13 protein-coding genes are annotated in these 16,412 nt (G+C 76.3%); 7 read left to right on the top strand and 6 right to left on the bottom strand.

The window, feature by feature from the left end; translation table 11 throughout:
- Positions 1 to 13: 13 nt before the first annotated feature.
- Positions 14 to 709 carry an HAD family hydrolase gene (locus tag FB476_RS13145; protein WP_141819496.1) on the bottom strand — a complete coding sequence of 232 codons (696 nt, stop codon included), beginning with the start codon at positions 707 to 709 and terminating at the stop codon, positions 14 to 16.
- A gap of 15 nt (positions 710 to 724) precedes the next feature.
- Positions 725 to 2,392, bottom strand: a complete 1,668-nt coding sequence (locus FB476_RS13140) for a DNA repair helicase XPB (protein ID WP_141819494.1) — start codon at positions 2,390 to 2,392, stop codon at positions 725 to 727.
- 94 nt (positions 2,393 to 2,486) lie between these two features.
- On the opposite strand from FB476_RS13140, the gene FB476_RS13135 reads away from it, so the two are divergent.
- From FB476_RS13135 to FB476_RS13125, 3 genes are read left to right on the top strand one after another with little or no spacing between them, the layout of a single operon-like run.
- The gene (locus FB476_RS13135) at positions 2,487 to 2,810 is read left to right on the top strand and encodes a toprim domain-containing protein (RefSeq protein ID WP_141819492.1); all 324 of its coding nucleotides are present in this window, start codon (positions 2,487 to 2,489) and stop codon (positions 2,808 to 2,810) included.
- Complete coding sequence (locus FB476_RS13130) at positions 2,750 to 3,067, top strand: hypothetical protein (protein ID WP_141819490.1); 318 nt, start codon at positions 2,750 to 2,752, stop codon at positions 3,065 to 3,067. The genes FB476_RS13135 and FB476_RS13130 overlap by 61 nt, the downstream gene beginning before the upstream one ends.
- Positions 3,068 to 3,103: 36 nt before the next feature.
- Positions 3,104 to 4,045 carry a hydroxymethylglutaryl-CoA lyase gene (locus FB476_RS13125; protein WP_141819488.1) on the top strand — a complete coding sequence of 314 codons (942 nt, stop codon included), beginning with the start codon at positions 3,104 to 3,106 and terminating at the stop codon, positions 4,043 to 4,045.
- Positions 4,046 to 4,075: 30 nt separating this feature from the next.
- On the opposite strand, the gene FB476_RS13120 is transcribed toward FB476_RS13125, so the two are convergent.
- Positions 4,076 to 5,818: a hypothetical protein gene (locus FB476_RS13120; RefSeq protein WP_141819486.1), complete on the bottom strand. Its 1,743-nt coding sequence runs from the start codon at positions 5,816 to 5,818 to the stop codon at positions 4,076 to 4,078.
- 105 nt (positions 5,819 to 5,923) lie between these two features.
- On the opposite strand from FB476_RS13120, the gene FB476_RS13115 reads away from it, so the two are divergent.
- Both FB476_RS13115 and FB476_RS13110 read left to right on the top strand, forming a co-directional pair.
- Positions 5,924 to 6,859, top strand: coding sequence for a lysylphosphatidylglycerol synthase domain-containing protein (locus FB476_RS13115; RefSeq protein ID WP_170233617.1), 936 nt, complete (start codon positions 5,924 to 5,926; stop codon positions 6,857 to 6,859).
- A gap of 97 nt (positions 6,860 to 6,956) precedes the next feature.
- The gene (locus FB476_RS13110) at positions 6,957 to 8,933 is read left to right on the top strand and encodes a M13 family metallopeptidase (RefSeq protein ID WP_141819482.1); all 1,977 of its coding nucleotides are present in this window, start codon (positions 6,957 to 6,959) and stop codon (positions 8,931 to 8,933) included.
- A 45-nt stretch (positions 8,934 to 8,978) separates the two neighbouring features.
- Here FB476_RS13110 and FB476_RS13105 read toward each other — a convergent pair whose 3' ends face one another.
- Both FB476_RS13105 and FB476_RS13100 read right to left on the bottom strand, forming a co-directional pair.
- Positions 8,979 to 11,252: a helicase-associated domain-containing protein gene (locus FB476_RS13105; protein WP_141819480.1), complete on the bottom strand. Its 2,274-nt coding sequence runs from the start codon at positions 11,250 to 11,252 to the stop codon at positions 8,979 to 8,981.
- Positions 11,249 to 12,748 (bottom strand): gluconokinase, encoded by a 1,500-nt coding sequence (locus FB476_RS13100; RefSeq protein ID WP_141819467.1) that lies wholly within the window; start codon positions 12,746 to 12,748, stop codon positions 11,249 to 11,251. The genes FB476_RS13105 and FB476_RS13100 overlap by 4 nt, the downstream gene beginning before the upstream one ends.
- A gap of 127 nt (positions 12,749 to 12,875) precedes the next feature.
- Here FB476_RS13100 and menD point away from each other — a divergent pair, with 127 nt between their 5' ends.
- Together menD and FB476_RS13090 are read left to right on the top strand one after the other, a co-directional pair.
- Positions 12,876 to 14,597, top strand: coding sequence for a 2-succinyl-5-enolpyruvyl-6-hydroxy-3-cyclohexene-1-carboxylic-acid synthase (menD, locus tag FB476_RS13095; RefSeq protein ID WP_141819465.1), 1,722 nt, complete (start codon positions 12,876 to 12,878; stop codon positions 14,595 to 14,597).
- Positions 14,598 to 14,686: 89 nt separating this feature from the next.
- Positions 14,687 to 15,094: a RidA family protein gene (locus FB476_RS13090; RefSeq protein WP_141819463.1), complete on the top strand. Its 408-nt coding sequence runs from the start codon at positions 14,687 to 14,689 to the stop codon at positions 15,092 to 15,094.
- Here FB476_RS13090 and FB476_RS13085 read toward each other — a convergent pair.
- Positions 15,091 to 16,392, bottom strand: a complete 1,302-nt coding sequence (locus FB476_RS13085; RefSeq protein WP_170233616.1) for a GNAT family N-acetyltransferase — start codon at positions 16,390 to 16,392, stop codon at positions 15,091 to 15,093. The two genes, FB476_RS13090 and FB476_RS13085, sit on opposite strands and share 4 nt — an antisense overlap.
- Positions 16,393 to 16,412 lie beyond the last annotated feature (20 nt).

Genomic DNA, 16,412 nt, shown 5'->3' with positions numbered 1-16,412 from the left:
GACGGCATACCCCTCAGGCGCCGGAGGAGGACCCCGGCTCCAGCGTGAGCAGCCGGTCCCAGTCGGCGTCGACCAGGTCGGCGGGGGTGTCGACGACGAGGACGGCGCCGGCGTCGAGGAGCTCCTGGTCGCCGAAGCCGCCGGTGCGCACGGCGACGCAGGGCGCGCCCACCCGGGCGGCCGCGGCCACGTCGTAGGTGGTGTCGCCGACCATGACCGCGGCGGTGCCGCCGGCCTGCTCGACCGCCCGGGCGACCACGTCGGGGGCGGGCTTGGACTCCTCGACCTCCTCGCTGCTCGCGCCGGCGGCGAGGGTGCCCTCGGGCAGGTCGAGCTGGCGCAGGACGTGCTCGGTGAAGCGGTCCTTGCCCGAGGTCGCGAGCGTCACCGTCAGGCCGCGGTCGGCGAGGGCGAGGACCAGGTCGCGGGCGCCGGGGAGCAGCCCGACCTCGGGCAGGAGGGCGTCGTACTCCTCCTCCCACGCCTCCCGCAGGGCGTCGCCGTGCTCGGCCTCGACCTCCTCGCCGGCCACCTCGGCGACGAGCTTGTCACCGCCCATCCCGATGGTCCGGTGGACCCGCCACAGCGGCGGGTGCAGGTCGACGCGGGCGAAGGCCCGCGCCCAGGCGAGCGCGTGGTGGTAGGTGGAGTCGGCGAGCGTGCCGTCGACGTCCAGGACGACCGTGTCGGCAGGGGTGGTGCGCGTCATGCGCACCATCCCACCTCAGCCGGCGCCCGACGTCGCGTCGAGCGAGCCGAGGTCCTCGGCGTCGACGATGCGGTAGGCGTAGCCCTGCTCGGCGAGGAAGCGCTGGCGGTGCGCCGCGAACTCCGCGTCGACCGTGTCGCGCGCGACCGTGGTGTAGAAGTGCGCGGTCCGGCCGTCACCCTTGGGGCGCAGCACGCGCCCCAGCCGCTGGGCCTCCTCCTGGCGCGATCCGAAGGTGCCCGACACCTGGATCGCGACCGAGGCCTCGGGCAGGTCGATGGAGAAGTTGGCGACCTTGCTCACGACGAGCAGGTCGATCTCGCCCTCGCGGAACTGCCGGAAGAGCTCCTGGCGCTGCTTGACCGAGGTCTCGCCGGTGATGAGCGGGGCGTCGAGCGCCTCGGCGAGCTGGCCGAGCTGGTCGAGGTACTGCCCGATGATCAGCGTCGGCTCGCCGCGGTGCCGTGCCACGAGGGCCCGCACCACGTCGTCCTTGGCGGGCGCGCAGGCGGCGAAGCGGTAGCGCTCCTCGGGCTCGGCGACGGCATACGCCATCCGCATCGACTCCGGCAGCGTCACCCGCACCTCGACGCAGTCGGCGGGGGCGATGTAGCCCTGCGCCTCGATGTCCTTCCACGGGGCGTCGTAGCGCTTGGGCCCGATGAGGGAGAAGACGTCGGACTCGCGGCCGTCCTCGCGCACCAGGGTCGCGGTCAGGCCGAGGCGGCGCCGTGCCTGGAGGTCGGCGGTCATCCGGAAGATCGGCGCCGGCAGCAGGTGCACCTCGTCGTAGACCACGAGGCCCCAGTCACGGGCGTCGAGCAGGTCCAGGTGCGGGAAGACGCCCTTCCGCTTGGTCGTCAGCACCTGGTAGGTCGCGATGGTGACCGGGCGGACCTCCTTGCGGGCGCCGGAGTACTCGCCGATCTCGTCCTCGGTCAGCGTCGTGCGCCGCAGCAGCTCGTCGCGCCACTGGCGGGCCGAGACCGTGTTGGTGACGAGGATGAGCGTCGTCGTCGAGCTGCGCGCCATGGCGCCCGCGCCGACCAGCGTCTTGCCCGCGCCGCAGGGGAGGACGACGACGCCCGAGCCGCCGTCCCAGAAGCCGTCGACGGCCTGCTGCTGGTAGGGCCGCAGCGACCAGTCGCCCTCGGAGGTGTCGAGCGCGATCGGGTGCGCCTCGCCGTCGACGTAGCCCGCGAGGTCCTCCGCCGGCCAGCCGACCTTGAGCAGCTCCTGCTTGAGGTGGCCCCGCTCGGAGGGGTGGACCGCGACGGTGTCGTCGTCGATCCGGTCACCGATGAGGGGCTTGATCTTCTTGTGCCGCAGCACCTCGGTGAGCACGGCCCGGTCGCTCGCGCGCAGGACCAGCCCGTGCTCCTCGTCCTTGTCGAGCGTGAGACGGCCGTAGCGCGCCATCGTGTCGGCGACGTCGACGAGCAGCGCCTGCGGCACCGGGTAGCGGCTGTGGGTGATCAGGGCGTGCACGACCTGCTCGGCGTCGTGGCCGGCGGCGCGGGCGTTCCACAGCCCGAGGGGCGTGACGCGGTAGGTGTGGATGTGCTCGGGGGCACGCTCCAGCTCGGCGAACGGCGCGATGTCGCGGCGCGCCACCTCGGCGTCGGGGTGGTCGACCTCGAGGAGCAGGGTCTTGTCGGACTGGACGATCAGGGGGCCGTTCATCGTGGGGTCAACGGTATGCCGCGCCCCCGGCATTCCGCCCTTCCGCCGGAACCGGGTGGCCGGCGCCGGCCGACGACGGCACGATGGGGAGGCCATGGACACCGGGACGCCCGTGCACGTGCTCCTCGAGGGGCCGAGCGACGTCGCCGCCCTCGAGGTGCTGCTGCCGCGCTGCGCACCCGCCGTGCCGGGCACGGCATACCGGCTGGTGGACCTGGGCGGGGTGACGAACACGGCGCGGGCGCTGCGCGAGCTCGCGGAGGCCGCGCCCGGGTCCCGGGTGGTGGGCCTGTGCGACGCGGGGGAGGCCCGGGTGGTGGTGCGGGCGCTGCGCGGTCGGGGGTGCCGGTGGTCGACGTGGACGACCTGCCGGAGCACGGCTTCTTCGTGTGCCGTCGCGACCTCGAGGACGAGCTGATCAGGGCCCTCGGCGTGCCCGGGTGCCTCGACCTGCTGGAGCGGATCGGTCTGGGGGAGGGCTTCCGGGCCTTCGGCGGGCAGCGTGCCTGGGCCGGGCGGCCGGTGGAGGAGCAGCTGCACCGCTTCGCCGGGGTCGCGAGCGGCCGCAAGATCCGGCTGGCGCGGGAGATGGCGCAGGCACTGCCGCCCGACCGGGTGCCGCCGCCGATCGCCGCCCTGGCGGCGGGGCTGGAGCGCCTCCTGGCACCGCGGTGACGGCCTCCCGCGCGCCGGTGCGGGAGGATGGTCCCCATGACGACTCCTGCGCTGCCGATGACGGAGCCGATGCCGGGGCTGCCCGAGCGCGTGACGATCTACGAGGTGGGTCCGCGCGACGGGCTGCAGAACGAGAAGACGGCCGTGCCGGTCGAGGTGAAGGCCGAGTTCGTCCGGCGCCTCCTGGCCGCCGGTCTCGAGACCGTCGAGCTCACGAGCTTCGTCCCGCGTGCCTGGGTGCCGCAGCTGGGTGACGCCGAGGAGCTGCTCGACCTGCTGGGCCCGGTGGGCACCGGCCAGCAGCGGCCGGTGCTCGTGCCCAACGAGCGGGGCCTGGACCGGGCGCTGGAGAAGGGCGTGACGTCCGTCGCGATCTTCGGCAGCGCCACCGAGACCTTCGCCCGCAAGAACCTCAACCGCTCGGTCGCCGGGTCGGTCGAGATGTTCGCCCCGGTGGTCAAGCGGGCGCTGGACGGCGGCGCGTGGGTGCGCGCCTACGTGTCCATGTGCTTCGGCGACCCGTGGGAGGGCCCGGTGCCGGTCGAGCAGGCGGTCGACGTCTGCTCCCGGCTCATGGACCTCGGCTGCGACCAGCTCTCGATCGGCGACACCATCGGGGTCGGGACGCCCGGTCACGTGCTGCGGCTGCTCGACGCGCTCGACGACGCGGGCATCGGGCCCGACCAGGTCGGCGTCCACTTCCACGACACCTACGGCCAGGCGCTCTCCAACACCGTCACCGCGCTGCAGCGCGGCGTGAGGGTCGTCGACGCCTCCACGGGTGGCCTGGGCGGCTGCCCCTACGCGAAGTCCGCCACCGGCAACCTGGCGACCGAGGACCTGGTGTGGGCCCTGGACGGCCTGGGGATCGAGCACGGGGTCGACCTGCGGGCGCTGGTGTCGGCGAGCGTGTGGATGGCCGAGCAGCTGGGCCGGCCCTCGCCCTCGCGGGTCGTGCGGGCGCTCGCGGGCGCCTGAGCAGGCGCCGGCCGGCCGGGTCGGCGCCGGTCAGGAGAGGCCGCAGGCGGCGAGGTCGGGCTCGCCGCCCGGCGGGGTCGTCGTCCCGTCGCGGCGCAGCACCCAGAACGGCCCGGCGGGCACCGGCTCCCCGTAGTCGCGCTCCAGCCGTCGGAGGAGGGGGTCGTCCGCCGCGTGCTCGTCCCACGCCCGGGCGACCGACGCCAGGACGGTGACGACGTCGGGCCAGGCGCCCTGCTCGTCGAGCCGCTCGACCGTGGTCCGGTTGGCCTTCCCGAAGCCCGCGAGCCAGACGATGTTGGTCGCGGCGGGCCCGTCCGTGTAGAGGTAGACGGCCGGTCCGGCGTAGGCCAGGACGCTCTCGCCCGGAGCGATCCAGGAGGCCGCGGCGGTGCGGAAGCCGCAGTCCTCCGCCGCGCGACCGGGCGTGGTCCGCAGCCCGGCGTTGGGGCCCTCCGGGATCCGGACGTGCGCCACCCACGGCGCCGGGTCCCGGAAGGCGTGCAGGCTCTGGACCCCGAGCAGCGGGAGCAGCAGGCAGGCGACGGCGATCCCGGGCGCCACCCCGCGTCGGGCGCACAGCAGCACCACGCCGACCCCCAGCACCCCGAGGAGGGGCACGACTGGCGGGACCACCGCCCCCCACCGGGCCGAGGACGAGGTGGTCGCGGCATAGGTGAGGAGCCCCACCACCGCGGTCGGCCCCGCCACGAGGAGCAGCAGGCGCAGCACGGGTTCCTGCCGGGCGGACAGCGCGACGGGGAGCAGCAGGAGAGCGCACAGCAGGATTGCGTAGGTGCCGCTCGTCGCGCCGACGACCGGCTGCCCCTCCGTCGGGAGCGAGAGCAGGGCGGGGAGCGCCATGGCGACCGGCACGAGGGCCAGCGCGGCGCCCCGAGCTCGGTCGGGGAGGGGCGGCAGGGCGGCGAGCGCGGCCAGGCAGATCGCCGGCCACGTCGCCGGTGCGACCAGGGCCCGGACGAGGCGGCCCGTGGTGTCCTGCACCCGGTCGAGCGGGTGCGGACGCCCCGCCTGGTAGTCGGCGGTGTAGGACAGCGTCTCCAGGAGCGCGCCGAGGCCCGGGCCTGCCACGACCCAGACGAGGACCAGGAGCGAGAGCCCGCCGCCCCCGAGGAGCAGCCCCCGGACGACGCCGGCCCGGTGCCGGGCCAGCACCAGGAGGACGAGACCCAGCACGGCCGCCGCGGGCAGGGAGGCGGGGTGGGAGAGCACGGCGAGCGCGAGCGCCAGACCGCCGACGGCCGCCCACCGGCCGCTCGGCCGGGTGAGGGCCGCCCACCCGGCGAAGGTGGCGACCGCGAGAGCCAGCCCCGGCACCGTGTTGTAGCTGGTGACCAGGAGGTTGTAGGCCGTGGGCGTGCACGCCAGCACCGCGCCGGCGAGGGCCGGCAGGGGTCGCAGGCCGGTCCTCAGCGCCCGGTAGCAGAGGGCTCCCGCGGAGAACGCCAGGGCGAGGTACCAGACCCGGGACGCCAGCACGATCCCCTCGAGGCCGACGACCTGCAGCCAGACCCAGGTGAACGGCACCGCGAGCAGGGCGCCCAGCGCCTGGGCGTTCATCTCGTCCACGAAGGGCGTCGCGCCGCGCGCCATCCGCACCGCCTGGGCCACGACGTGGGCACCGTCGCCGTGGTCGACCCCCTGCCGGACCCGCCAGAGGGCGAAGCAGGCCAGCGCCACGGCCAGGGCCGCCACGAGCCGCGACTGGGGATCACGCTCCCGGGGCCGGGGACCGCCCGATCCACCGTCCACGCCGGTCCTCCTCACGACGGCCCCCGTCGCCCGTCCGGTTAGCATCGCTGCACTATGTCCGACCTCGGGGCCGCAGCCGCCCGGCCTCCGTCCAGTATGACCCGCGTGCGCCGCGTCCTCGGGTCACCCTGGGTCCGGCGCGGCTTCGTCGTGGCCGCGGTCGCGGCGGCGGTGGTCGCGGTCGTCCTGGAGCGCGAGGCCGTGGGCGAGGCGCTGCGCACCGTCTCCTGGTCCTACGTCGCGCTCGCGCTGCTGCTCTCCGTCGTCAACGTCCTCCTGGCGGCGCTGTCGTGGCGCTCCGTCAGCGCGGGGCTCGGCGCCCCGCTCGGCAAGCGCGACGCGAGCGTGGTCTACCTCGTGGGCCAGGTCGGCAAGTACCTGCCCGGCGGGGTGTGGAACCTGCTGGCCTCCGCCGAGCTGGGCAGCGACCGCGGCATCGCGCGCCGCCGCACCGTCGGGACCATGCTGCTCGCCGCTCTGCTCTCGGCGGTCGTGGCCGGGGCGACGGCGCTGGCGACGCTGCCGGGGGTCCCGGGCACCCGCCTCGAGGCGTGGTGGTGGCCCGCGCTGCTCGCCCCCGTCGCGCTCCTGCTCGTCCACCCGGCCGTCCTCAACCGCATCCTCGTGACGGTGCTGCACCTCACCCGGCAGACGCCCCTGGAGGAACGGATCGGCGGGCGGGCCGTGGCGGCCGCGACCCTCTGGTCGATCGCGTCGTGGGTGGTCGTCGGCCTGCAGGTGCTCGTGCTCGCGCTCGCGGTGGGGGCCGAGCCAGGGGTGGACCTGCTGCGGCTCACGACGGGCGGCTACGCCCTCGCCTGGCTGGTGGGCACCGCCCTCGTCTTCCTGCCCGCCGGGGTGGGTGCGCGGGAGACCGTCCTCGCGCTGGCGCTCGCGCCCGTCCTCGACGCCGGAGGGATCCTCGTCGTCGTGCTGCTCTCGCGGGTCCTCGTGACGGCCGGCGACCTGCTGGCCGCGGGCGGCGCGCTGCTCGCCGTGCGGGTGGCCCCGCCGGGAGCTCCCGGGTCCGACGGCTCCTGACGACGCGGCCCCGGTGCCGCCGAACCGGCTGGGCACCGCATACCGTGTCGGTGACGCGTCATCCGCGCGACCCCCGTCCCCGACGACCAGGACTGACATGCACCACGGCATCGACCGCGCCCACCTGGACCCCTCGGTCCGACCCCAGGACGACCTCTTCGGCCACGTCAACGGTGGCTGGCTGGCGACGGCGACCATCCCCGAGGACCGCGCCCGCTACGGCGCCTTCGACATGCTGCGCGAGAACGCCGAGGCCGCCGTGCGCGAGCTCATCGAGCGGGCCGCCGAGCAGCAGCCCGCGCTCGACACCCCGGCCGGCAAGGTCGGGGCGCTCTACGCCAGCTTCATGGACACCGACCGCGTGGCGGAGGTCGGGCTCACGCCGCTCGTCGACCCGCTGCGCCGGGTGGCCGCAGTGACGTCCCCCTCAGACGTGGTGCGGGTCGCGGCCCAGCAGGAGCGGGAGGGGACCGACGGGCTCGTGCACGTCTGGGTCACCGCCGACGCCGGCAGCCCCGAGGACTACGTCGTCTACCTGCACCAGGGCGGCATCGGCCTGCCCGACGAGGCCTACTACACCGCGGAGGAGCACGCCGCGGTGCGCGACGCCTACCGCAGTTACCTGGCCGGCCTGCTCGAGCTCGCCGGACCGGCCCTGACCGAGGCCGGCCTCGACCTGGGCGCCGACGCCGTCGACCGCGTCTACGTGCTCGAGGAGCGGATCGCCGCCGCGCACTGGGACCGGGTCGCCGCCCGCGACGCCGTGCGCTCCTACACCCGTCTGACCCGCGAGGAGCTGGCCGCGCAGACGCCCGGTTGGGACTGGCAGGCCTGGGCCGACGGGCTCGGGGTGCCCGACGTGGCCTGGCGCCAGGTCGTCGCGCGCCAGCCCGACGTGCTGGCGGCCGTCGGCTCGGCGCTCGCCGAGGTGCCCGTCGCCGACTGGCGCGCCTGGCTCACCGTGCGCCTGCTCGACGGACTCGCCCCCTACCTCACCGACGAGCTGGTGGAGGCGAGCTTCGACTTCCACGGCCGCACCCTTTCCGGCACCCCGACCAACCGGGAGCGCTGGAAGCGCGGCGTGGGCCTGGTCGAGAGCCTGCTCGGCGAGGCCGCCGGGCAGATGTACGTCGAGGCGCACTTCCCGCCCGCCGCGCGGGAGCGGATGGGCGAGCTGGTCGACAACGTCCTGGAGGCCTTCCGCCGCCGCATCGGCGAGCTGGAGTGGATGGGCGAGGAGACGCGGGCGAAGGCCCTGGAGAAGCTGGCGGCCTTCCGCCCCAAGATCGGCCACCCGCCGACCTTCCGTGACTACTCCGCCTACGTCCTCGACCCGCAGGACCTGGTGGGCAACGTGCGGCGCGGCTCGGCCTTCGAGACCGACCGCCAGCTGGCCAAGGTGGGCGCCCCGATCGACCGCGACGAGTGGCTGATGACCCCGCAGACGGTCAACGCCTACTACCACCCGATGCTCAACGAGATCGTCTTCCCGGCCGCGATCCTGCAGCCGCCCTTCTTCGACGTTGACGCCGACGACGCCGTCAACTACGGCGGCATCGGCGCGGTCATCGCGCACGAGATCGGCCACGGCTTCGACGACCAGGGCAGCCGCTACGCCGGCGACGGCTCGCTCACCGACTGGTGGACCGAGGAGGACCGCGCCCGCTTCGACGAGCGCGCGCAGCGTCTGGTCGCGCAGTTCGACCGGCTCTCGCCGCGCGACGTCCCCGACGACGCGGTGACCGTCAACGGCGGGCTGACCGTCGGGGAGAACATCGGCGACCTGTGCGGCCTCGAGCTGGCCCACCTGGCCTACACGATCGCGGCCGGAGACGACGCCCCCGTCCTGGACGGCTGGACCGGCGAGCAGCGCTTCTTCCTCGGCTGGGCCTCGGTCTGGCGCGGAGTGGCCCGGGAGGAGGAGGCCCGCCGCCTCCTCTCGGTCGACCCGCACGCGCCGGCGGACCTGCGCGCCAACACGGTGCGCAACGTCGACGCCTTCCACGAGGCCTTCGGCACGACCGAGGGCGACGGCCTCTGGCTGGCCCCGGAGGACCGCGTCCGAGTCTTCTGACGCCAGGCCGTCTGACGCCCTGCTGACCGTGCGGTGCGGGTCGCCTCAGTCGGCGGCCCGCACCCGTGTCACGCGGTGCACGAGGAAGGTCCGCTGCACGTCCCCGTCACCGACGGTCGCGCGCACCCGGCCGGCCTCGACCGAGAGCGGGCGCACCAGGTGCGTGGACACGCCCCCGACGTCGTCGGCGTAGCCGATCCACACCGCGTCGCCGGAGACCGCCGCCTCGCGCAGCACGGCGCTCACGACGACCGGGTCGGTGTGCGTGCCCGGATCGTCGAGCCCGGAGGCGCGCGCCCCCTCGCCGCGGCGCAGGAGGGCCACGACCTGCCGGGCGACCTCGTCGTCGACCCCGCTGACGTGCACCGGCACGCTCGCGGGACCGGGCGTGCGGCGCACCGCCGCGATCGCGAGCTCCAGCCCGCCGTCGCCGCCCTCGGCCACCGGGCCGTACTGCTCCTCGCGGAGCACGTCGAGCACCGTCGGGGCCGGGACGGGGGAGACGAGGACGGTGGGGGCGATGCGCCGCCACTGCAGCATCGACAGCGCCCGGTCGCGCTCCACCCGGTCGAGCAGCGCCGGGTCCTCCGAGCGCAGGTAGGCGGCGCACGGGCCGACCCGGGCCTGACCGTGGCGCCGGGCGACGTCGCGCACCAGGTAGTCCAGGGGTTGGGGGACCCCGGTCCGCGAGGCCGTGGCCAGCTCGGCGAGCAGCCGGTCGGCGGTCCAGCCGACGTCGAGGGCCCGGCGCACGCTGGTCTCCGTGAAGCGGTGCACCGTCGCGCCGCCCCGGGACTCCACGTCGCTGACGAGGTGCAGCAGCGTGCGGACGGGCCCGTCCAGCCGGCCGGGGGCGACCGCGGTGAGGTCGGCCTGCAGGAGCACGTGGTCGACGGCCGGCGGCACCAGCGGCTCCATGAGGGTGGCGGCCTGCTCCACCGCGTCCTCGGCGTCGTCGCCGACCACGGCACGGCCGGGGGAGGACATCGCCCCCCGCCCCGTCACGCCGGCCCACTCGGCCTCACGGAGGGCGACCCCGAGACCGGCGGCCCCGTCGGTGCCACCGCGGGCCGAGCGCAGCGGATGGCGCCAGCGCAGCAGCGCCGCGAGCCCGTCCTCGGTGGGGGCGGCTCCGGCGGGGAGCGTGGCGAGCCCGCGCAGCGCGTCCTGGCGGCGCAGCCGCCCCAGCGGGTATGACGTCGCGGTCGACAGCGCGTTGACCCTCCCGCCCTCGCCGGTGCCGACGAGGCCGGGGGCGGCGGGCATCGTCCACCAGGCCCGGGCCAGCTCGGCCCAGCGGCGGCCGGCGTCCTCGGCCAGCCAGTCGTCGGCCCGGGTCGTCGGCACCCAGGCCGGCTCGTCGACGGCGCGCCGGGAGCCGTCGACGGCGACGAGCCCGGCCGCCGCGGCGGTCTCGAGCAGCCAGGCGGCCTCGTCGGTGCCGATCTCCAGGTGGGCCGCGAGGCGCGCGAGATCGCGCACGGCCAGGCCCCCGGTCCGCAGCACGCGGGGCGGGCGGGACCCCCACAGGTCGACGATCTCGGTGACGAGCACGACGAGGTCCGCGGCCCGGCCCCCGGCCGCCGCGTCGACGACGTCGGGGTCGAGGGCGGTGTGCTCGACGGCCGGGGGCTCGCTGGCCGGGGTGCGGTGGAGGCGCCCGGCACGGAGCGCCAGCGCGACCTGGCGGGGCAGCTGCACGTGGGACTCGTCGACCCGGGCGAGCAGGCCGGCGGCCACGAGGGCGGTCCCCGCCTCGGCGACCGACCCCGGGGCGGGCGTGCCCTCGGCGGGCAGGCTGAGCGTCCCGACCGGAGGGCCCCAGGCCAGGGCCTCGAGCACCTGGCGCTGTCGCGCGTCGAGACCGGCCAGCGCCGCCTCGAGCCGGTCACCCTCGGGCACCCCGGGCAGGGCCGGGCCCAGGCCGGCCGGGTCGCCCACGACGTCGGCGACCGGTCGGGCCGGGCGGACCCCCTCGGGTGCGCGCCAGCAGAGGGCGAGCTCGACGAGCCGGGACACCAGCTCGGTGGCTCGGCGCCGGGAGGTGCCGAGCAGGGCGGCCACCTGCTCCACCCGTGCGGGGGCGGCCACGACGACCGCCTCCAGCGCCTGCAGGTGGGCCAGGTCGAGCCCGTCGAGCACGCGCTGGACGCTGGTCCGTGTGGTGGCCCGGGCCGCCAGCGCGGTGACGTCCGCAGGGGCCGGCCGGGCGAGGTCGGGACGCGCCAGCAGCAGGCCGGCGAGCTCCTCGTCGGTGCGGGCGCGCAGGTCGTCGGCCAGCGACCGGGCCGTCACCCCTCGGGACCGGGCCGGGCTCACGCGAAGAGCGCCTCGTAGACGCGCTCGAAGCGCTGGAAGCGCTCGGTGTAGTAGGGCCTCCGGTTGTAGTCCGGGACCAGTGCCCGGCCGCGCTCGGGCCGGGCCCGGCGCACGTCGGGCGCCAGGTCCTCCAGCGCCAGCAGGGCAGTGCCGTGCAGCGTGGTCCGCTTGATCTGCACGGGGGTGACCGGGGTGCGCATGGCGTCGGCCATGACCTGGAGCAGCTCGGGGTGGTCGCTGGTCACGCTGCCGCCGGCGAAGAGCCGCTCCGGCTGCGGCGCGACCTGGCGCAGCTGGCTGGCGATACGGGCGTAGGCGAGCGCGATGCCCTCCACCACCCCGCGGTAGACCTCCACGGGGGCGGAGGCCGCCCCGACCCCGGTGATCACGGCGCGGGCGTCGGCCGCCCACCCGGTGCTGCGCTCGCCGGTGAAGAACGGCAGCACGAGCGGGGTGGTCTCGTGCGGCTCCGCAACGAGGGCGGCCGAGAGCTCCTCCGGCGGCACCTGGCCGACGGCGAGCGTGACGTCCGCCCAGGCCAGGGCTCGCCCCACGTCGTTGAGCGCGCCGCCGAGGAGGGCCCGGTCGTGCGAGACGCGGTAGCACCAGAGCCCGCCGGGCAGCTCCTCGGGCATCTCCCGGACGAGGACCCGCAGGGCGCCGGACGTGGCGCACGAGGCGCCGATGCTCGTCTCGTCGTGCGCCCCCAGCCCGACGTTGGCCGCCAGGCCGTCGGTGATCGGGGCGTACCACCGGGCGTCGGTCAGGACCGGCCAGCGCCGGGCGATCTTCGCCGCCCGCCGCGCGTCGACCTCGACGGGCTGGTCGAGGTGGTGCACCGGGGGCAGCTGGTCGAGGGAGATGCCGACGATCTCGACGAGCTCGGGATACCAGTCGGCCCGGTGCCGGTCGACCATCCCGGTCCACGACGCCGAGGAGGTCCCGGTCGCCACGGTGCCGGTCAGACGACGGAGCACGTAGTCGCCCAGGGAGAGGTAGGCGGCGGCCTGCCGGACCACGTCCGGGCGCTCCGCGGCGAGCCACCGCAGCCGGGGCGGCCAGTAGCTGGAGTGCACCCGGGTGCCGGTGCGCTGCTGGAGGGCCTCGTCGTCGATCTCCTCGCGGAGGGCGCGCACCTGCCTGGCGCAGCGCCCGTCGGCGTAGGTGAAGCACGGCGTGAGGGCGCGGCCCTCGGCGTCGACGACCACGAGGGAGGAGGCGAAGGTGTCGAGGGCCACGCCGGCGACGGGCTGGTCACCGAGCGTCGCGGTGAGCTGGTCGAGGACGCTGCGGACCTCGGCCACGACCTGCTCGGGGTCGATCTCGGAGGTGCCGTCCGGGGCGGTGGTGAAGGCGTGGGGCACCTTGGCGCGTCGCCCGACGGGCCGGCCGGCGGCGTCGTAGACCGCACCGCGGGTGGCGGTCGAGCCCACGTCCAGCGCGAGCACCAGCGGCGCGACGGCGTCCTTGAGCTCGATGTCGAAGGCGGGTGCCATAGGACGCACTCTACGTGCGCGTGCGGCCGCGCCGTCCCGCGCGAGCCCCGGGGGCAGAGCGGTCAGCGCCCGTCCAGCGGCCCGCCCGCGCTCCGTCCCGGCCGCCGGGCCGTGGCAGGATCGCCCCGTGCACCCCTCGACCGCCCTGGCCACCGTGCTCGTCGACGAGCTGGTGCGTGGCGGGGTCGAGGAGGCGGTGCTCTGCCCGGGCTCGCGCTCGGCGCCGCTGGCCTACGCCCTGGAGGAGGCCGACCGGGCCGGCCGGCTCCGCCTCCACGTGCGGATCGACGAGCGCTCGGCCGGCTTCCTGGCCCTCGGTATGGCGCGCGCCTCCGGGCGGCCCGTGCCCGTCGTCACCACCTCCGGCACCGCGGTCGCCAACCTGCACCCCGCGGTGCTCGAGGCGCACCACGGCGGAGTCCCCCTGCTCGTCGTCTCCGCCGACCGTCCCGCCGAGCTGCGAGGGACCGGGGCCAACCAGACGACGGTCCAGCCCGGCCTCCTCGGCCCGGCGGTGCGGTGGGAGGCCGACCTCCCCGCGCCCGAGTCCGTCTCCGACGCCGCCAACGGCTTCTGGCGGACCTCGGTCTGCCGTGCCCTGGCCGCTGCGGGGGGCCGACCGGACGAGCCCGCCGGGCCGGCCCACCTCAACGTCTCCTTCCGCGACCCGCTGGCCCCCGACCTGACGAGCGACCGGTCAGCACCTGCCGGGCGCGCCGACGGCGGGCCCTGGACGGACCTGGCCCCCGTCGCCCGGCCCGCGGCGGCGCCGCTCGCCGGGGGAGAGCGCACCGTCGTCCTGCTCGGCGACCTGCCCTCGGCGGGGCTGACCAGCCGGGCCCTGGACTGGGCGGCGGAGTGCGGCTGGCCGGTGCTCGCCGAGCCGTTCGGGGTGCTGCCGTCGGGAGCGACCGTGGTGCCGCACGGCGTCCTGGTGGCGGGGCGGGTGGCCACGGGCGCACCCGATCTCGCCCACCTCGTGCCGGACCGCGTCGTGGTCGTGGGACGGCTGACGCTCTTCCGCGAGCTCGGCGCGCTGTCGCGCCGGCCGGGCACGCGGGTCGAGCAGGTCTCGGCCCTGCCGCGGTGGACCGATCCCGGTCACGTGGTCCACCGCGTGCATCCCACCGACGTCCTGAGAGAGCCGACGCCGCGCGCCGACGGTGCCGACGCCTGGGTGGACGCCTGGCAGGAGGCGGGCCGGGCACTCACGCCTCGCGTGCGGGAGGCTGCCGCCCTCGACACGGGACCCGACGCGCCGCTGACCGGCCCCGGCGTCGCCTCCGTCGTCGCCCACGCGCTGTCCGCCGAGGACGCTCTGGTGCTCGGCTCGAGCAACGCCCCGCGCGACCTCGCCCTGGTCCTCGACCCGGGCGCCGTCGAGCGTGCCCGGGTGGTCGCCTCCCGCGGGCTGGCCGGCATCGACGGCACGGTGTCCACCGCCGTCGGTGTGGCCCTGTGCCACCCCGGCCGGACGGTCGCCCTCCTCGGCGACCTGACCTTCCTCCACGACGCCAACGGGCTGCTCGTCGGCCCCGCGGAGCCCCGCCCGGACCTGACCCTGGTCGTCGTCAACGACGACGGGGGCGGCATCTTCTCCACGCTCGAGTACGGCGAGCCCGACCGGTCGGCGGGCGAGGGCGCCGCCGCGGCCACCGAGCGGATCTTCGGCACGCCGCACGGCACCGAGCTGGCCGCCCTGTGCGCCGCCCACCACGTCGCGCACACCCGGGTCCGGTCGCTGGACCACCTGTCCGACCTGCTGGCGGAGCCGGCCCGCGGGCTGCGGGTGCTCGAGGTCCGGGTGGACCGCGCCGGCCACCGCGCCCTGCGCGACCGGCTCCGCTGACGGGCGCCACCCCCGGGTCCGGACGGGGTGCCCTGCGGCACGCGCCAACGCGGACCGGACCTGTCCGCCACGGGAGGCACCCTGGGGTCATGGACATCCAGCTGCTGCAGCCGGCCGGGCTGGTGACGAGCCCGGCCTTCAGCCACGTGGCCGTCGTGCCGCCCGGGTCGACCACGATCTACCTCGGCGGTCAGAACGGCGTCGACGAGACCGGTCAGGTCGTCCCCGGAGGCGTCGCGGCCCAGGCGGCCCACGCCCTCGACAACGCCGAGGTGGCCCTGGCCGCGGCCGGGGCCACCCTCGACGACGTCGTGCAGTGGACCGTGCTGCTCGACCCCCGTGCGGACGTGCGGGAGGCCTACGCGGTCGTCGGGCCGCGGCTGGCCCGCCCGGGCGCGCCGCCCCTGGTCACCGCCGCGCTGGTGGCGGGGCTCACGGTGCCGGGTGCGCTCCTCGAGCTGAGCGCGGTGGCCGCGCTGCCGCCCGGACGGGCCTAGAAGCCGATCGCCCCGTAGGGCGCGGTGTCGGCCAGCATCGTCCGCGACAGCCGGCGGACCGCGCCGGGCGTGTGCTCGGTGCCACCCAGCGCCGGGAGCAGCGCCGCGACGGGGCGCCCGCCGGCGTAGGCCGCGCCGAGCACGGCGACGGGCACCGTCAGGTCGGGCTCGTCCTGCGTGGCGGTGCAGCTCGCGGTGCCGTCCTCGCCGACCGTGAGGCGCCAGCGGCCGGCGTTCCACGGGCAGACCTCGTCCTCGACCTCGACGACGAGGTCGCAGGCCTGGGCGTAGCCGCGCTCGGTCAGCGCCCGGGGCAGGTCCACGAGCCGCAGCCACAGCGAGTCGTGGACCTTGACCCCCGACGGTCGCGGGCCGCCGGCCCACCACAGCAGCGGGTCGTCGACCGAGCGGTTCCACAGCACGACCTTGCCGGTGAGGTCGAAGTTCACGAGCCGGCGCGCCAGGGCCAGCAGCGTGGGGGAGTCGGACGCGCCCAGCTCGGCGACCTGGACCGTGCCCTGGGGCATCTCGTCCTGCCACTTGCTCTCGCGCCGGAAGGCGGCATAGCCCGTGAGGTGCCCGTCGCGGCGGGCGAGCAGGAGGCGTCGCGGCTCCTTCGAGCCACGGGCCTTCGGATAGTCGCGCCACCAGGAGGTGGCCATGGCGTCGGGCCGCGTGACCGCGCCCAGCGTCGAGGCGGCGCTCGCCAGGTGCGCCTCGTGCAGGGCGGTCGTCCCCTCCGGGGTCGGCAGCGTGACGAGGTGCACCTGCACGTCGTCGGCGGCCACGGCGACCGCCGCCGGGGCGCGCAGCTGCGTGCCACGGCCCAGCGTCAGCGCGACGTCGAGCGTCGCGCAGCCGTAGCCGAAGCGGCCGTAGATCCCGGCCTCGGAGGCGTGCAGGCCCGCGACCGCGCACTCGCCGCGGTCGTGCACCCGGTGCAGGTGGTCCTTCATCATCCGGGTGAGCAGGCCGCGGCGCCGGTGGTCGGGGTGGATGCCGACCCAGGTCAGGCCGTCCATCGGGACCCGCGTGAGGCTGCCCGACGGACCCGGGACGGTGACCGCCATGTCGTAGGCGCTGTAGATCCCGATCAGCGGGGGCCGGTCCCCGGCCGCCTCGCCCGGCAGCGGGTCGCCGGAGCGCTCGATCGCACGGGCGTGGCGCAGGTCGAGGTGGTCGCGCAGGTCGTCCGGCACCTGGCCGGGCACCGTCTCGAACCAGACCAGGTCCTCCAGCTCCTGGATGCGCGGGTAGTCCTGGGGTGTCAGGTCGGTCATCGTCGGGTCGTCGCTCACCGGGCCAGTCTGGCGGCCGC

Origin of the sequence: Ornithinimicrobium humiphilum, assembly GCF_006716885.1 — a bacterium.
Classification (GTDB): Bacteria; Actinomycetota; Actinomycetes; order Actinomycetales; family Dermatophilaceae; genus Ornithinicoccus; species Ornithinicoccus humiphilus.
Note: the sequence above shows the minus strand (reverse complement) of the source record. Positions and strands in the feature narration are given on the sequence as shown.